A 14,477-nucleotide genomic window follows, 5' to 3' on the forward strand; every position below is an offset into this window, starting at 1 on the left:
GGATGATCTCGAACGCGGGCGGACGTCGCCGGCCCGGCTCCCCGCTCGCTCAGGACAGGACAGGACAGGTTCTGAGGTCCGCCACAACCACAGCAAGCACGCGCCTTCTTCGGCCCGACGACAAGGCGAGGGCATGGATTAGCCCAACTCCGGCTAACCGTCTGCATTAATCTTGCCACTGTGAGTAATGGTGACCCCTCCGGAGCACCGGCCGCGCCCCGCGCCGCCTCACGCGTGCTCCACCGTGCCGTCTCACGCGCGCGACGCCTTGCCGCCTCCCGCGGGCTGCACCGTGCCGGTTCACGCGTGCGACATCTCGCCGTCTCACGCGTCCTGCATCGTGCGGGTCGGCGTGGCGCGTCGCTGGCGTTCATCGGCCTGCTCAGCGCCGCCCTGGCCGCGTCGCTGGCGCTGGCGGCGCCCGAGCAGCGCGCCACGCCCGCCTACGCCGTGCTCGCCGCCATCGCGCCGCTGCCCGTGTGGGCGGCGCTCTGGGGCGTCACCGGCGCGTTGTGCCTGGCGCAGGTGTTCATGCGCTCCGACCGGGTGGCGTTCGCCGCGGCCACCGCCATGCTCGTCCTGTACGGCCTGGTGCACCTGGTCTCCGCCTGGACGGGCGCCAACCCGCGCGGCTGGGTCGCCGGGGTGGTGTGGCTGGTCTTCGGCGGCTGGCTCGCGCTGATCGCCACCTGGCCGGAGGCCGTGGCCGTGGAACGGCTGCCCGGCGGGCGCGGCGGCGCCTCCGCGGTGGTCGTGGCCGACGCGGCCGGGATCATCCAGTCGTGGAACCCGCAGGCCACGCTCTTGTTCGGGTGGGGCACCGACGACGCGGTCGGCCGGCCGCTGACGATGCTGATGCCGGCCAGGTTCCGCGAGCAGCACGCGGCCGGGCTGGCCAGGGTGCGCGCCAGCGAGCGGTCCGAACTGGCCGGGCGCATCATCCCGCTGATGGGCCTGCACCGCGACGGCAGTGAGTTCGCGATCGCCCTGACCGTCAACGCCTGGCACAGCGACGACGGCATCACCTACACCGGCGTGATCCGCGCGATGGGAGGCCGCGATGCCGCAACTGGGTGACATCCTCATTCAGCTGGCCGTCGGGGTGGTCCCGCTCGGCGTGGCCTATCTCGCCTTCCGTTCGGCCACCGACGCCAACAGGAAGACCCAGCAGACCGCGCTGATGCAGGCCGAGCGGCAGGCCGAGCTGGAGCGTTCGAAGGTCGACGCTGAGGCCTACTCCCGGGCCAAGACCATCTACGAGGACGCGCTCAACCAGATGGACAAACATCTCACCCGGGTCCGCGACCAGGCCGCCCAGGTCGGCGCCGACCTGGCCACCGAGCAGAACGCGTCCCTGGAGATGCGCAGGCAGATCAGGCAGCTGCAGGCGCAGATCAGGGCGCTGGAACGGACGGTGGTCGCGCTGCGCGCCCAGATCGTCGCGGCGGGCCTGTCGCCGGTGCCCGCATCGGACCTGACCGGCCCGTTCCCGATCAGGCCCCCTGGCCTGGAGTGAGACGTTCGGCCAGCGACTTGGGCGCGATCCGGCGGTAGGCGTCGGCGACGATCTCCGCGATCTCCGCCCAGTCGACCGCCACGTCCAGGTAGACGCCCAGCCAGCCGCGATGCCCCACGTACGGCGGCCGGAAGAACCGCTCGGGCGCTTCGGCCACCAACTCCTCCTGCGCCCCTGGCGGGGCCGCGCACCAGAAGGCCAGCCGGTCGTCGTGGTGGTGATCGGCGAACATCACGAACGTCTTCTTGCCGCGCACGAACCAGGTCGGCTCGCCGTGGCTGAGCCGCTCCGTGACCTCGGGCAGGGCCAGGCAGAGCGCGCGCAGCCGGTCGAGCTCGGTCGTCGCCGTCATCGCGGTCAGCCCGCCAGCGTGAGCGGGTTCACCAGGTCGGCGTAGATGAGCAGGCCGGCCATGACGACCAGCACCATCGCGATGGCGTACGTGAGCGGCAGCACCTTGGCGATGTCCACGTACGAGGGCTCGGGGCGGCGCGTCACCCTGGCGAAGCCCCGTTTGAGCCCCTCCCACAGGCCGCCGGCGATGTGGCCGCCGTCTAGCGGCAGCAGCGGGATGAGGTTGAACAGGCCGATCGCCAGGTTGAACCCGCCCAGCAGGCTGACCCACGAGAAGACCTTCATCTCGTCCGACAGGCGCTCGGAGGCGAGGATCTCACCGCCGAGCCGGCCCGCGCCGACGATGCCGACCGGGCCCTCCGGGTCGCGCTGCTCGCCGGAGAAGGCGGCGTTCCACACGCCGACCATCTTCTGCGGCAGGTTGATCATCGAGGCGGCGACCCGGCCGGTCAGCTCGGCCATGTGGCCGGGCACCTCGGAGAAGCTGCGCGTCTGCAGCACCTCGGTGGGCGCGACGCCGAGGAAGCCCACGTCCTTCTCGATGACCTTGGGGTTGTCGGGGTTGGGACGGTCCTGCTTGATCAGCGTGACGTCGAGCGTCATGGGCTTGCCGTCGCGGACGATGCCGAGCGGCACCTCACGGCCGCCGTTGGAGCGGATCAGCCGGGTGGCGTCGGCCCAGGAGGCGATCTTCTGGCCGTCGAGCGAGACGATCTCGTCACCGGCCTTCAGCCCGGCCTTGGCGGCGGGGGTGAGCGGGTCGGTGGAACGGCAGTCGGCGCGCTTCTCCGCCACCGGGATCACGCACTTGCTGGTGTCGGGCGACACGATCGGCGCGTACGTCGGCAGCCCGATGGCCACCAGCAGCACGGTGAAGAACACGAACGCCAGCACCAGGTTCATGAACGGCCCGCCGGACATGATGATGACCTTCTGCCACCACTTCTTCCGGTAGAACACCCGGTCTTCGTCGCCGGGCCGGACCTCTTCCTGCGCCGCGTCGCGCGCGGTCTCGATGAGGCTCTGGAACGGTCCGGTCGACGTGCTGCGCAGCTTGGTCGGGTCGTCTCCGGGCCTGGGCGGCAGCATGCCGATCATGCGGATGTAGCCGCCGAGCGGGATCCACTTGACGCCGTACTCGGTCTCGCCCTTGCGGCGCGACCAGGCGGTGGTGCCGAAGCCCACCATGTACTGCGTCACCTTGACGCCGAAGATCTTGGCGGGGACGAGGTGACCGAGCTCGTGCAGCGCGATGGAGGCCATCAGCAAGAGCGCGAAGAGGACGATCCCCGCGACGAAGAGCCAGTTCATCTAGGCGCACACTCCAGGCAGACCGACGGTCCCGACCACCCCAGAGTAGTCGAACTCGCCACACCTGAAGGGCTTGCACGACCTTTGGGTAACGGAGAGACTGCGTTGACAGTGAGCAGTCGAACGATCACGCTGAGAGACGGCGGAGGGGGAACGTCTTGATCGACATACTGGTCGCCGAGCACCAGCCCTTGGTGCGACGGGGTCTGGTGGCCACGCTGGAGGGCGAAGCCGACCTGCGGTGCGTGGCGGTCGTGCACGGCGCGGAGGACGTGCTGCCGGCGGTGTTGTCCAGCCGTCCCGACGTGGCGATCATCGACTACGACCTGCCGGGGCCGCCGGTGGCGGGCCGGCTGGCGGAGAAGGCGCCCGCGTGCGCGGTGATGATGTTGTCGGCCAAGCCGGGCCCGGCGCAGGTGCGGCGCGCGCTGAGCAACCACGCGCTCGGCTTCATGAGCCTCAGCGTGGGGCCGGAGCGGCTGGTGGAGGGCCTGCGCCAGCTCGCGGCCGGACGCCGGGCGGTGGACGCCGACCTGGCGATCGAGGCGCTGCAGACCGCGGCCAACCCGCTGACCAGGCGGGAACTCGACGTGTTGCACATCGCGGCGGGCGGCGCCAGGTCGACGGAGATCGCCGATCAGCTCTTCCTGTCGGTGGGCACGGTACGCAACCACCTGTCGCGGATCATGTGCAAGACGGGCGCGCGCAACCGCATCGACGCGATCAGGATCGCCCGCGAGTGCGGCTGGCTCTGAACGGATCTCCGTGAGGCGAGGCCGCTGGGGCCCGGTGGAGCCGCGCCGCTCCGCCGGACCCGAGCACTATGAGAATGTCAGCCGATCGAACCCGCTGCCAGTGACCGCCATCACGACCTGACCCATGTGAAACGTCACGGCGCGGGCCGCTAGGGACGCCAGATCAACACCAGCGCGCAGTCGTCGTTGTGCCCCGATGCCATGGCGTTGACCAGCGCCTTCGCCCCGTCGCGGAACCCGGAGGGCAGCAGCCGCTCCGCCTCGCCGAGCAGCCGGTCGAGGCCGGCGTCGATGTCGCGGCCCGGCTGCTCGATCAGCCCGTCGGTGAACAGCAGCAGCGCGTCGCCCTTGCGCAGCGTGCCGCTGTCGGGCTCGCAGTGCAGGTCGGGCACCACGCCGAGCACCACGCCCTTGGCCGAGGCCACCTGCCAGTTGCCGGTGCCCGCGTCGAACTTCACCACCGGCGGATGGCCGGCCGAGGTGATCGTGTAGTCGCCGGTGGCCAGGTCGAGCCGCAGGTGCACCGCGGTCACGAACCCCTCGTCGCCGCGCTGGCGGTGCAGGTAGGCGTTGCAGGCGGGCAGGAAGTCGGTGACCGAGCCGAGCAGCCCGCCGAACGTGCCGGACAGCAGCAGCGCCCTGGTGCCCGCGTCGACCCCCTTGCCCGAGACGTCGACCAGGGCGATCTCCACCGAGTCGCCGTCGCGCATGGACACCAGGAAGTCGCCGCCGAAGGAGGAGCCGCCGGCCTGCTTGAGCACCACCTTGGCGCCCCAGTCTTTGGGCAGCGCGGGCAGCTCGCCCTGGCGTTTGAGCCGGTCGCGCAGCTCCAGCAGCATCGCGTCGCCGCGCAGGCCCTGGACGCCGAGCTTGCCCCGGGTGCGTGCCATGAGCACGGCCAGCACGGTGGTGAACGCGATCGTCACGGTGAGCCCGAGCCCGACGCGCGCCACGCCGAGCGTGATCGCGATGTAGGCCAGCGCGGCGCCGACCGCCACGAGCAGCTTCACCAGGTTGCGCAGCCGCAGCTGCAGCCCGCCGACGAGGGTGACCAGGATGAGCAGCGACGGCGAGAACCACTCGGTCGACACCCGGGCGGCCAGCCCGCCGATGACGAGCGTGAGCGTGATCAGCGTGATCAGCAGGTTGCGCTCGCGCGCCAGGAATCCCCTCCGGACGAACCGTACGACAGGCACCAGGAACGGCACCCGCACGAGGAGCGCACGGAGCCGTGGTGGGATCAGCGGCGCCGGTCGGGAACTCATGATGCGCCTGACTGTATCGGTCTGGCCCATGTTTGGGCAGCCCACTTGACCAACGCCTTGATCATTAAGCAGGTATATTGGGTAGCCTCTCCCCTTTGCCCGCTCCTACCGTGGACGAATGACGTATCCGATCCGTCCCATTGACGAGTCCGAGTGGCCGGCCTTCGCCCAGGTGCTCGAAGAGGGGTTCGGCTGGACCCCGCATCCCCAGCAGATCGAGCGGTTCAAGGCGCAGACCGAGTTCGACCGCACGCTGGTCGCGTTCGACGACAAGACCGCCGTGGGCGTCACGTCGGTCTTCTCGTTCACCATGACCGTCCCCGGCGGCCCCCTGCCCGTCGCGGGCGTGACGGGGGTCAGCGTCCTGCCCTCGCACCGCCGCCGCGGCGTGCTGTCGTCGCTGATGCGCAGGCAGCTCGCCGACGTCCGCGAGCGGGGCGAGTCCGTCGCCGCGCTGTACGCCTCCGAGGCGGCCATCTACGGCAGGTACGGCTACGGCAGGGCGGCGAGCTCGCTGGCCTTCCGCATCAACAAGCCCGGCTCGGCCTTCGTGGCGGGCACGCCGTCCGACCCGTCGCTCAGGCTGCGCATCGCCAGGCCCGCCGATGTCCGGGCCGACCTCGAGCGGCTGTTCGCCGCCGCCGTGCCCCTGCGTCCAGGACGTTACGCGCGCAACGCGCGGTTCTGGGACGACGTGCTGGCCGACGAGGAGCACGACCAGCACGGCCTGGGCTCGCTGCGCTGCGTCATCGCCGAGGACGACCAGGGCGTGCGCGGCTACGCGCTGTTCCGCATCAAGCAGTCGTGGGACGACGACGGCATCCCCGACAGCGAGCTGAAGCTGCGCGAGCTCGAATCGATCGACCCGGCCGCGACCGCGCTGCTGTGGCGCGCGGTGCTCGATCGCGACCTGGTCTCCAAGGTCAGCGGGGCCAGGCCGGTGGACGACCCGATCGTCGCGCTGCTCGCCGACCAGCGGCAGCTGCGCGCGGGCGTGTCGGACGAGCTGTGGGTACGGCTGGTCGAGGTGGACAAGGCGCTGGCCGCCAGGTCCTACGCCGCCCCGGTGGACCTGGTGATCGAGGTCGAGGACGACGTGTGCCCGTGGAACGCCGGGCGCCGGCGGCTCACCGCGGACCCGGGTTCGGCCACGTGCAAGCAGGTCGACGACGCCCCGGACGTGACACTGCCGGTGTCGGCGCTGGGCTCGGCGTACCTGGGGGACGGGATGCTGGCCGAGCTGGCCGGCGCGGGACTGCTGCGCGAGCACTCGCCGGGCGCGGTGCGCACGCTGGCGACCGCGATGTCCTGGAGCCCGAAGCCGTGGGCGGGAACGGTCTTCTGACCCGGGCCCGTCTGACGTAGGCTCGTCGCATGGCGCTGCAAAGTCTCCAGATCACGGCGATCATCGCGATGCGCGCTCGCGACGTCTCCAAGCCGTCGAAGGAGCAGCAGGAGGCCGCCGACCGGCGGCCCCTGCGCGACGAGATGCCCAGGCGCGAGGCCAAGCGCAAGACCTGACGCCCGGGCGGGAAAAATCAGGCGGTTCAGGGCAGCGAGGGCAGCTGGCCGATCGTCTCGTACGTGGCGAGCTGCGCGATGCGCCTGCTGTGGCGCTCGCTGCCGGAGAACGCGGTGCCCAGGAAGGCCGCCACGAACCCGGTGGCCTCCTCGGTGGTGTGCATGCGCGCGCCGACGCTGACCACGTTGGCGTTGTTGTGCTCGCGGGCGAGCTTGGCGGTCCCCTCGCTCCAGGCGAGCGCCGCGCGGATGCCGCGCACCTTGTTGGCGGCGATCTGCTCGCCGTTGCCCGAGCCGCCGATCACCACTCCCAGGCTGCCCGGGTCGCCGGCGACGCCTTCGGCGGCTCGCAGGCAGAACGCCGGGTAGTCGTCCTCGGCGTCGTAGACGAAGGGACCGCAGTCGGTCACCTCGTGGCCGTGGTCCTTGAGCCAGGACACGAGGTGGTTCTTGAGCTCATAGCCGGCATGGTCGGCACCGATGTAGACACGCACGCGCCCAGTCTTCCACAGCCCCGCCGTCGGGGCTCGCTGACTAGAGTAAGGACTCAAATCGTTGTCCAGTCCTTACGGGAGTTGAAGTCCATGCGTGAGATCCGCGCGGTCGGCGATCCGGTGCTGCGTACGCCCGCCGATCCGGTGACGTCCTTCGACCGGGAGCTGCGCAAGCTGATCGACGAGATGTTCCAGGCCATGTACGCGGTCCACGGCGTGGGCCTGGCCGGTCCGCAGATCGGCGTGTCGCGGCGGTTGTTCGTCTACGACATCAGCGGGCGCAAGGGACACGTGATCAACCCGGTGCTGACCGTGGACGACCCGGACGAGGTGCTCGACGAGGAAGGCTGCCTGTCGGTGCCCGACCGGCAGAGCGGCCGTCCGATCTACGCCCCGCTCGCCCGCGCGGCCGGCGTCACGGTCGAGGGCGTCGACCGGCTGCGGCGGCCGCTGCGGATCAAGGCCCGCGGCTCGCTGGCCCGCTGCTTCCAGCACGAGACCGACCATCTCGACGGCAAGCTGTTCGTCGACCGGCTGCCCAGGAACGAGGCGCGCAAGATTCTCCTGAAGGCATAGCTTGGCGGGTATGACCGTACTTTCGGGAAAAGGCGCAGTAGTGACCGGAGGTTCCAGAGGCATCGGGCGGGCCATCGTCGAGCGGCTGACGAGCGACGGCGCCGAGGTGGTCTTCGGCTACGAACATTCGACGCAGGCGGCCGAGCAGGTCGCCAAGGAGACCGGGGCCCACGCGGTACGGGCCGACCTGGGACGCCGGGAAGACCTCGACCGGCTGCTGGCCGAGGCGCGGGAGCGGCTGCCGGGGATCGACATCCTGGTCAACAACGCCGCCATCACCGGGCAGAAGGCGCTGACGGACGTCACGGACGACGACTACGAGCGGGTGTTCGCGGTGAACACCCGGGCCGTCTACCTGGCCATGCAGTGGGCGGCCAGGGCGATGCGCGACGGCGGCCGGATCATCACGCTCTCCACGGTCAACACCGCGGTGCCCGCGCCCGGCCTGACGCTCTACTGCGGGAGCAAGGGCGCGGTGGAGCAGTTCACCAAGGTGGCGGCGCGTGAGCTGGGCGGCAGGGGCATCACCGTGAACATCGTCTCGGCCGGCGCCACAGACACCGACCTGCTGCGCGGCACCAACCCGCCGGAGGCGCTGGAGCGTACGGCGACGTTCACCGCGCTGCAGCGGCTCGGCGAGCCCGATGACGTGGCCGCCGTGGTGGCGTTCCTGGCCGGGCCCGACGGACGCTGGGTCACCGGGCAGAACCTGCACGCCTCTGGCGGCCTCATCGTCTGACGGATGACTGATGACGACGTCTCGCGCCGGCGCGTCCCGGCCCAGGGGACACGCCGGCGCGATCCGCCGTCCATCAGGAGCGATCGAAGAGATGCGGTCGACGAGGCGCAGCCGTCAGAGCTGCAGCGACTTCAACTCCAGATACTCTTGGAGCCCGTATTCGCCGAGCTCACGGCCGATTCCCGACTGCTTGTAGCCGCCGAACGGCGCCAGTGGGTTGAACTGGCCGCCGTTGATGGCCACCTGCCCGGTACGCAGCCTGCGGGCGATCGAGATGGCGAACTCCTCGCTGCCCGACCAGATCGCGCCGGACAGACCGTACGGAGTGCCGTTGGCGATCTCCACGGCCTCGTCCACGGACGTGTAGGGGATCATCGCCAGCACCGGGCCGAAGATCTCCTCCTGCTCGATCGTCATCCCCGGCTCGACGCCGGCGAAGATGGTGGGCTCGACGTAGTAGCCCTTGGCCAGCGGGCTGTCCGTGCCGCCCGCCACCAGTCTCGCTCCTTCCTCCTGACCTCGGTTGATGTAGCGGATGACGCGGTCACGCTGGGCGGCCGAGACCAGCGGGCCGACCTTGGTGTTCTCGTTGAACGGGTCGCCGACGATGTACGTGCGCGCGGTGTCGACCGCGATGCGCACGGCCTCGTCGTACCTGTCGCGGTGGATGAGCATCCGCGTGCAGGCCGAGCAGGTCTGGCCGGAGTTGAGCAGGCAGTTGGCCACACCGAACTTGACCGCGAGCGCCAGTTCGGCGTCGGGCAGGACGATGGCGGCCGATTTCCCGCCCAGCTCCAGCGACACCCGTTTGAAGCTCTCCGCCGCCAGCGTCGAGACGCGGCGTCCGGCCGCGGTCGAGCCGGTGAAGGAGACCACGTCGACCTCCGGGTGCGTGGCCATGGCCTCGCCGACGACCGGACCACGCCCGCTGACCAGGTTGAGCACGCCCGGGGGCAGCCCGACCTCGGCGAAGATCTCGGTCAGCGCGTACGCGGCCAGCGGCGCCACCTCGCTCGGTTTGAGCACGACGGTGCAGCCTGCCGCCAGCGCCGGGCCCACCTTGCAGATGACCTGGTGCAGCGGGTAGTTCCACGGCGTGATCGCGGCGACCACGCCGGCCGCTTCCTTGATCACATGAGAATTCCCTATACGCGACTCCCTCGGGTAGCTCTCTGCGAGCTGTGCATAGGAGGACAGGACGGTCGCCGGCAGCAGTGTCTGCACCTTCAGTGCGAGACCGAGCGGCGAGCCCATGTCCGTTGCGATGATCTTTGCCATGTCGTCGGCTCGCTGTTTGAGCAACTCGGCCGCGTTTCCGAGCAGCTTGCCGCGTTCGGCGGGGGCCGTGTCGGCCCAGGAGGGGAACGCCCTCCTGGCGGCACGGACCGCCGCGTCCACGTCCGCCGCGGTGCCCGCGGGCACGTGGTCGATGATCTCTTCAGTGGCCGGGTTCACGACCTCGATGGGCTCGTCTGACGCGGATGCTGTCCAGGAGCCACCTATGTAGAGGTGCCGCATGGCAACCATCCTTACGCGCCTCCTTGACACTTGGCGAGGGCACGTTGATTCACGGGATGAGTCCTCTACACCGACTACACCCTTCTTCCACTCCGAGTACGACGATCTTTCCTCGGAACCACGGCGTGTCGCCCCGCTGCGTGTTTTCCGACGTTCGATGTCGTCCCGCTCGACGGCCGCGGCGGGCCTCAGTCGAAGCGGATGTCGCGGGTGCGTGACCGCTTCAGTTCGAAGAAGTCCTCGAACGAGGTGACGGCGACGACGGCGTCCCAGAGCCGGCCCGCCTCCTCGCCCTTGGGGGTGGCGGTGATGACCGGGCCGAAGAAGGCGTTGGCGCCGACCCGGATGATGGGGGTGCCGACGTCCTGGCCGACCAGGGTGATGCCCTCGGTGTGCGAGCGGCGTACGTCGGCGTCCCAGCGGGTGGAGCGCATTTCGGCGGCGAGCGCGCGGTCGAGCCCGGCGGACTCCAGCGCTTCCTCGACGGTCGCGCGGAGTCTCTCGGGGGCCTTGAGCAGGCCCTGGTTGTGGAAGCGGGTGCCCAGCTCGGTGTAGAGCGGGCCGATGACCTGGTCGCCGTGCGCCGCGGCGGCCGCGACGACCACCCGGACGACCTCCATGGCCCGGCCGATCCTGGCGCGATAGGCGTCGGAGACCTCTTTGTCCTCATTGAGCACATTGAGGCTCATTACGCGCCAGCGAGGCTCGATCGGGCGAACCTTCTCCACTTCGAGAAGCCATCGTGACGTGACCCAGGCATAGGGGCAGAAAGGATCGAACCACAGGTCCACGGGAATCTTCTCAGCCATGTGTGGCCATAACCTGAGGGTGTCCGTGCCCTATTCCCAGCATGGGAAGATACCGACAAACCCCAATGAAGTGGTGAAAAGGAGCGCAACTTGGCAGGCAACCTGACTCGGGACGAAGCTCGCGAGCGCGCCCGGCTGTTGAAGGTCGAGTCGTATGAGGTGTCACTCGACCTGACAGAGGGGGACGAGCGCTTCGAGAGCGTCACGACGGTGCGCTTCAGCAGCGCCCAGCCCGGCGCCTCCACCTTCATCGACCTGCACGGCGCGAACGTCCGCCGGGTCACGCTCAACGGCGCCGACCTGGACGTCTCCGCCTATGACGCGGAGAAGGGCCGTTTCCCGCTCCCCTCGCTGGCCGCCGACAACGAATTGTTCATCGACGCCGACTGCACCTACATGCGCACCGGTGAGGGCCTGCACCGCTTCGTCGACCCGGTCGACCAGAACGTCTACCTGCACAGCCAGTTCGAGACGGCCGACGCGCACCGCATGTACGCCTGCTTCGACCAGCCCGACCTGAAGGCCGCCTTCCAGCTCACCGTGCTGGCCCCGGCGAGCTGGGAGGTCGTCTCCAACGCGGCCGCCGGCGCGGTCGAAGAGTTGCCCGAGCACGCCGGCAGGCACGGCACCGTCCAGGCGGCCAAGCGCTGGGAGTTCCCGCCCACGCCGGTGATGTCCACCTACATCACCGCCCTGGTCGCCGGCCCCTACCACAAGGTGACCGACGAGCACGACGGCATCCCACTCGGCGTCTACTGCCGCGCCTCCCTGGCCGAACACCTCGACGCCGACAACATCCTCGAGGTCACCCGCCAGGGCTTCGACTTCTTCCACCGCGTCTTCGGCGTGCGCTACCCCTTCGGCAAGTACGACCAGCTGTTCGTACCCGAGTTCAACGCCGGCGCTATGGAGAACGCCGGCTGCGTCACCTTCCTGGAGGACTACGTCTTCCGCTCCCGCGTCACCGACGCCGTGGTCGAGCGCCGCGCCGAGACCATCCTGCACGAGATGGCCCACATGTGGTTCGGCGACCTGGTCACCATGCGCTGGTGGGACGACCTGTGGCTGAACGAGTCGTTCGCCACCTACATGGCCGTGCTCTCGCAGGCCGAGGCCACCCGCTGGGGCAAGGGCGCCTGGACCACCTTCGCCAACGTGGAGAAGGCCTGGGCCTACCGCCAGGACCAGCTGCCCTCCACCCACCCCATCGCCGCCGACATCCCGGACATGCAGGCGGTCGAGGTCAACTTCGACGGCATCACCTACGCCAAGGGCGCCTCGGTGCTCAAGCAGCTGGTGGCCTACGTCGGCCTGGACAACTTCCTGGCCGGGGTGCGTGACTACTTCGCCGAGCACGCCTGGGGCAACACCGAGCTGAAGGACCTGCTCGGCGCGCTGGAGCGCACCTCCGGCCGCGACCTGTCCTCCTGGTCCAAGGAATGGCTGGAGACCTCCTGGGTCAACACCCTGCGCCCGTCCTTCACCCTCACCGACGGCCGCTTCGACACCTTCGAGGTGGTGCAGGAAGCCCCCGCCGACTACCCCACCCTGCGCTCACACCGCGTCGCCATCGGCCTGTACACCCTGACCGGCGGACAGCTGGTGCGCACCAAGCGGGTGGAACTGGACGTCGTCGGCGCCCGCACCCCGGTCGCGGACCTGGCAGGCGAGCAGCAGCCGGACCTGGTGCTGATCAACGACGACGACCTCACCTACGCCAAGATCCGCCTGGACGAGCGCTCGCTGCGCACCCTGGTCGACGGCGGCATCGCCGCGTTCACCGAGTCGCTGCCGCGCGCGTTGTGCTGGTCGGCCGCCTGGGACATGACCCGCGACGGCGAGATGTCCACCAAGGACTACGTCAAGCTCGTCATCTCCGGCATCGGCACGGTCAAGGACATCACGGTCGTGCAGAGCGTGCTGCGTCAGGCCCGCCTGGCCGCGCAGCAGTACGCCGACCCGGCCTGGCGGGCCGAGGGCCTGGCGCTGCTGGCCACCGAGCTGCGCTCGCTGCTCGGCGGCGCCGAGCCCGGCTCCGACCACCAGCTCGCCTTCCTGCAGGCGTTCGCGTCGACGGGCACCTCCGACGCCGACCTGGCCGTCGTCAGCGGCATTCTCGACGGCACCGCGGTGCCCGAGGGGCTGAGCGTCGACGCCGACCTGCGCTGGACGCTCGTCCACGCCCTCGTCTCCGGCGGCAAGCTGACCGAGGCCGACATCGACGCCGAGCTGGAGCGCGACCCTACGGCGACCGGTGAGCGCGCGGCGGCCCAGTGCCGCGCGGCGATCCCCACGGCCGAGGCCAAGGAGGCGGCCTGGGGCCGGATCGTGGGCGGCAAGCTGGCCAACCACATCGCCCGCACCACGGTCGCCGGATTCCAGGACCCGCACCACCCCGAGCTGCTGGTCCCGTTCCGCGACAGGTACTTCGCCGAGGTCGGCCGCATCTACCAGGAGTGGACGTTCGACCAGGCGCAGACGTTCGCGGTGGGCTGCTTCCCCGCCCTGCTCATCGAGCCGGGCACGGTGCAGGCGGCGCAGGACTTCCTGTCGGCCGAGCAGCCGCCGCAGGCGCTGCGCCGGATGATCCTGGAAGGCGCCGACGGCGTCGAGCGCGCCCTGCGCAACCGGGCCAGGGACGCCCGCTAGGGACACCTTCATACGGGTGCCGCCCGAGCTGGGCGGCACCCGCCGGGAATGGGCGAACGCATCGAGGCCACGGTGTTAGCCTCGAAGACGTGCTCGGCGCGGGGACCATACTCAACGACCGCTACGTGCTGACCGGCCGCCTCGGTGGCGGCGGCATGGGCGAGGTCTGGCGTGCCGACGACCGGGTGCTCGGCCGCACGGTCGCGGTCAAGGTGATCGCTCCCGCGCTGACCGAGAACCCCGCCCTGGCCCAGCGTTTCCAGAACGAGGCCAGGGCCATGGCCACGCTGCGGCATCCCGGCGTGGTCCACGTCTACGACTACGGCTCGTGCGTGGTCGACCAGCGCCAGGTGAGCTACCTGGTGATGGAGCTGGTCGAGGGCGAGTCGCTCGACAAGGTGCTGCGCCGCGAGCCGCTCGCGCCCGAGGCCACGATGCGGCTGGTCGCCGAGGTGGCCGACGCCCTGGCCGCCGCGCACGAGCACGGCATCGTGCACCGCGACGTCAAGCCCGCCAACCTCATGGTGCGCGCGAGGTCCACGGGCTCGGGGACCTCCGTGGCGCTGACCGACTTCGGCATCGCGCACTCGGTCTCCGCCGCCCAGCTCACGGCCACCGGCACGATGCTCGGCTCGGCCGGCTACTGCGCGCCCGAGATGGCCACCGGCGGCGAGGTGACCCCGGCGGTCGACGTCTACGCGCTGGGCGTCATGGCGTACGAGTGCCTGACGGGGCGGCTGCCGTACCAGGGCGACACCCCCGTGCAGATCATCTTCAAGCACCTCAACGCGCCCGTGCCCGAGCTGCCCGACAGCGTGCCGCCCGCGGTGCGCGAGGTGGTGGCGCGGGCGCTGGAGAAGGCTCCCGAGCGGCGCTGGCCGTCGGCGGCGGCGATGGGCGCGGCCGCCCGCCGGGCCGTCACGTCCCCCGGCACCCGTACCGCGCCGCTCCCGCCCCCGCCGGCCTCGCC

The 14,477-nt window shown here is 70.3% G+C and carries 15 protein-coding genes; 9 read left to right on the forward strand and 6 right to left on the reverse strand.

The window, feature by feature from the left end:
• Positions 1–306: 306 nt before the first annotated feature.
• Both HII36_RS29410 and HII36_RS29415 read left to right on the forward strand, forming a co-directional pair.
• Entirely contained in the window at positions 307–1,077 is a 771-nt protein-coding gene (locus tag HII36_RS29410) for a PAS domain S-box protein (RefSeq protein WP_173526518.1), read from the forward strand.
• Positions 1,061–1,516, forward strand: coding sequence for a hypothetical protein (locus HII36_RS29415; protein WP_173526519.1), 456 nt, complete (start codon positions 1,061–1,063; stop codon positions 1,514–1,516). The genes HII36_RS29410 and HII36_RS29415 overlap by 17 nt, the downstream gene beginning before the upstream one ends.
• On the opposite strand, the gene HII36_RS29420 is transcribed toward HII36_RS29415, so the two are convergent.
• A complete protein-coding gene (locus HII36_RS29420) occupies positions 1,494–1,868 on the reverse strand; it encodes an MmcQ/YjbR family DNA-binding protein (RefSeq protein WP_173526520.1) in 375 nt (124 codons plus the stop codon). The genes HII36_RS29415 and HII36_RS29420 overlap by 23 nt on opposite strands.
• Before the next feature lie 5 nt (positions 1,869–1,873).
• Entirely contained in the window at positions 1,874–3,181 is a 1,308-nt protein-coding gene (locus HII36_RS29425) for a M50 family metallopeptidase (protein ID WP_173526521.1), read from the reverse strand.
• 158 nt (positions 3,182–3,339) lie between these two features.
• On the opposite strand from HII36_RS29425, the gene HII36_RS29430 reads away from it, so the two are divergent.
• Positions 3,340–3,936, forward strand: coding sequence for a response regulator transcription factor (locus tag HII36_RS29430; RefSeq protein WP_173526522.1), 597 nt, complete (start codon positions 3,340–3,342; stop codon positions 3,934–3,936).
• A 149-nt stretch (positions 3,937–4,085) separates the two neighbouring features.
• On the opposite strand, the gene HII36_RS29435 is transcribed toward HII36_RS29430, so the two are convergent.
• The gene (locus tag HII36_RS29435; protein ID WP_173526523.1) at positions 4,086–5,201 is read right to left on the reverse strand and encodes a PP2C family protein-serine/threonine phosphatase; all 1,116 of its coding nucleotides are present in this window, start codon (positions 5,199–5,201) and stop codon (positions 4,086–4,088) included.
• A gap of 118 nt (positions 5,202–5,319) precedes the next feature.
• Between HII36_RS29435 and HII36_RS29440 the strand changes: the two genes are divergently transcribed.
• Positions 5,320–6,546, forward strand: a complete 1,227-nt coding sequence (locus HII36_RS29440) for a GNAT family N-acetyltransferase (protein ID WP_173526524.1) — start codon at positions 5,320–5,322, stop codon at positions 6,544–6,546.
• A 29-nt stretch (positions 6,547–6,575) separates the two neighbouring features.
• Positions 6,576–6,722, forward strand: a complete 147-nt coding sequence (locus HII36_RS29445) for a hypothetical protein (RefSeq protein ID WP_173526525.1) — start codon at positions 6,576–6,578, stop codon at positions 6,720–6,722.
• 26 nt (positions 6,723–6,748) lie between these two features.
• Here the strand turns inward: HII36_RS29445 and HII36_RS29450 are convergent, their stop codons facing one another.
• On the reverse strand, positions 6,749–7,216 hold the full coding sequence (locus tag HII36_RS29450; protein ID WP_173526526.1) for a ribose-5-phosphate isomerase: 468 nt from the start codon (positions 7,214–7,216) through the stop codon (positions 6,749–6,751).
• 90 nt (positions 7,217–7,306) lie between these two features.
• Here HII36_RS29450 and def point away from each other — a divergent pair, with 90 nt between their 5' ends.
• Together def and HII36_RS29460 are read left to right on the forward strand one after the other, a co-directional pair.
• Entirely contained in the window at positions 7,307–7,792 is a 486-nt protein-coding gene (def, locus tag HII36_RS29455; RefSeq protein ID WP_173526527.1) for a peptide deformylase, read from the forward strand.
• Positions 7,793–7,832: 40 nt separating this feature from the next.
• Positions 7,833–8,531, forward strand: coding sequence for an SDR family oxidoreductase (locus HII36_RS29460; RefSeq protein WP_328807949.1), 699 nt, complete (start codon positions 7,833–7,835; stop codon positions 8,529–8,531).
• Positions 8,532–8,645: 114 nt separating this feature from the next.
• Here the strand turns inward: HII36_RS29460 and HII36_RS29465 are convergent, their stop codons facing one another.
• Both HII36_RS29465 and HII36_RS29470 read right to left on the reverse strand, forming a co-directional pair.
• The gene (locus HII36_RS29465; RefSeq protein WP_173526529.1) at positions 8,646–10,049 is read right to left on the reverse strand and encodes an aldehyde dehydrogenase family protein; all 1,404 of its coding nucleotides are present in this window, start codon (positions 10,047–10,049) and stop codon (positions 8,646–8,648) included.
• Between the two features lie 188 nt (positions 10,050–10,237).
• Positions 10,238–10,858, reverse strand: a complete 621-nt coding sequence (locus HII36_RS29470; RefSeq protein WP_173526530.1) for a mycothiol-dependent nitroreductase Rv2466c family protein — start codon at positions 10,856–10,858, stop codon at positions 10,238–10,240.
• 90 nt (positions 10,859–10,948) lie between these two features.
• On the opposite strand from HII36_RS29470, the gene pepN reads away from it, so the two are divergent.
• Together pepN and HII36_RS29480 are read left to right on the forward strand one after the other, a co-directional pair.
• Positions 10,949–13,507, forward strand: a complete 2,559-nt coding sequence (pepN, locus tag HII36_RS29475; RefSeq protein WP_173526531.1) for an aminopeptidase N — start codon at positions 10,949–10,951, stop codon at positions 13,505–13,507.
• Positions 13,508–13,596: 89 nt separating this feature from the next.
• Positions 13,597–14,477 (forward strand): serine/threonine-protein kinase (locus HII36_RS29480; protein WP_173526532.1); only part of this gene is annotated, 881 nt, incomplete at its 3' end.

Source organism: Nonomuraea antri (genome assembly GCF_013283785.1).
Taxonomy (GTDB): Bacteria; Actinomycetota; Actinomycetes; order Streptosporangiales; family Streptosporangiaceae; genus Nonomuraea; species Nonomuraea antri.

Bases quoted from the DNA above. Each gene is read 5' to 3' on its own strand.
- HII36_RS29415 (WP_173526519.1), top strand. From the start codon at position 1,061: ATGCCGCAACTGGGTGACATCCTCATTCAGCTGGCCGTCGGGGTGGTC.
- HII36_RS29420 (WP_173526520.1), bottom strand. From the start codon at position 1,868: ATGACGGCGACGACCGAGCTCGACCGGCTGCGCGCGCTCTGCCTGGCC.
- HII36_RS29425 (WP_173526521.1), bottom strand. From the start codon at position 3,181: ATGAACTGGCTCTTCGTCGCGGGGATCGTCCTCTTCGCGCTCTTGCTG.
- HII36_RS29435 (WP_173526523.1), bottom strand. From the start codon at position 5,201: ATGAGTTCCCGACCGGCGCCGCTGATCCCACCACGGCTCCGTGCGCTC.
- HII36_RS29440 (WP_173526524.1), top strand. From the start codon at position 5,320: ATGACGTATCCGATCCGTCCCATTGACGAGTCCGAGTGGCCGGCCTTC.
- HII36_RS29445 (WP_173526525.1), top strand. From the start codon at position 6,576: ATGGCGCTGCAAAGTCTCCAGATCACGGCGATCATCGCGATGCGCGCT.
- def (WP_173526527.1), top strand. From the start codon at position 7,307: ATGCGTGAGATCCGCGCGGTCGGCGATCCGGTGCTGCGTACGCCCGCC.
- HII36_RS29465 (WP_173526529.1), bottom strand. From the start codon at position 10,049: ATGCGGCACCTCTACATAGGTGGCTCCTGGACAGCATCCGCGTCAGAC.
- HII36_RS29470 (WP_173526530.1), bottom strand. From the start codon at position 10,858: ATGGCTGAGAAGATTCCCGTGGACCTGTGGTTCGATCCTTTCTGCCCC.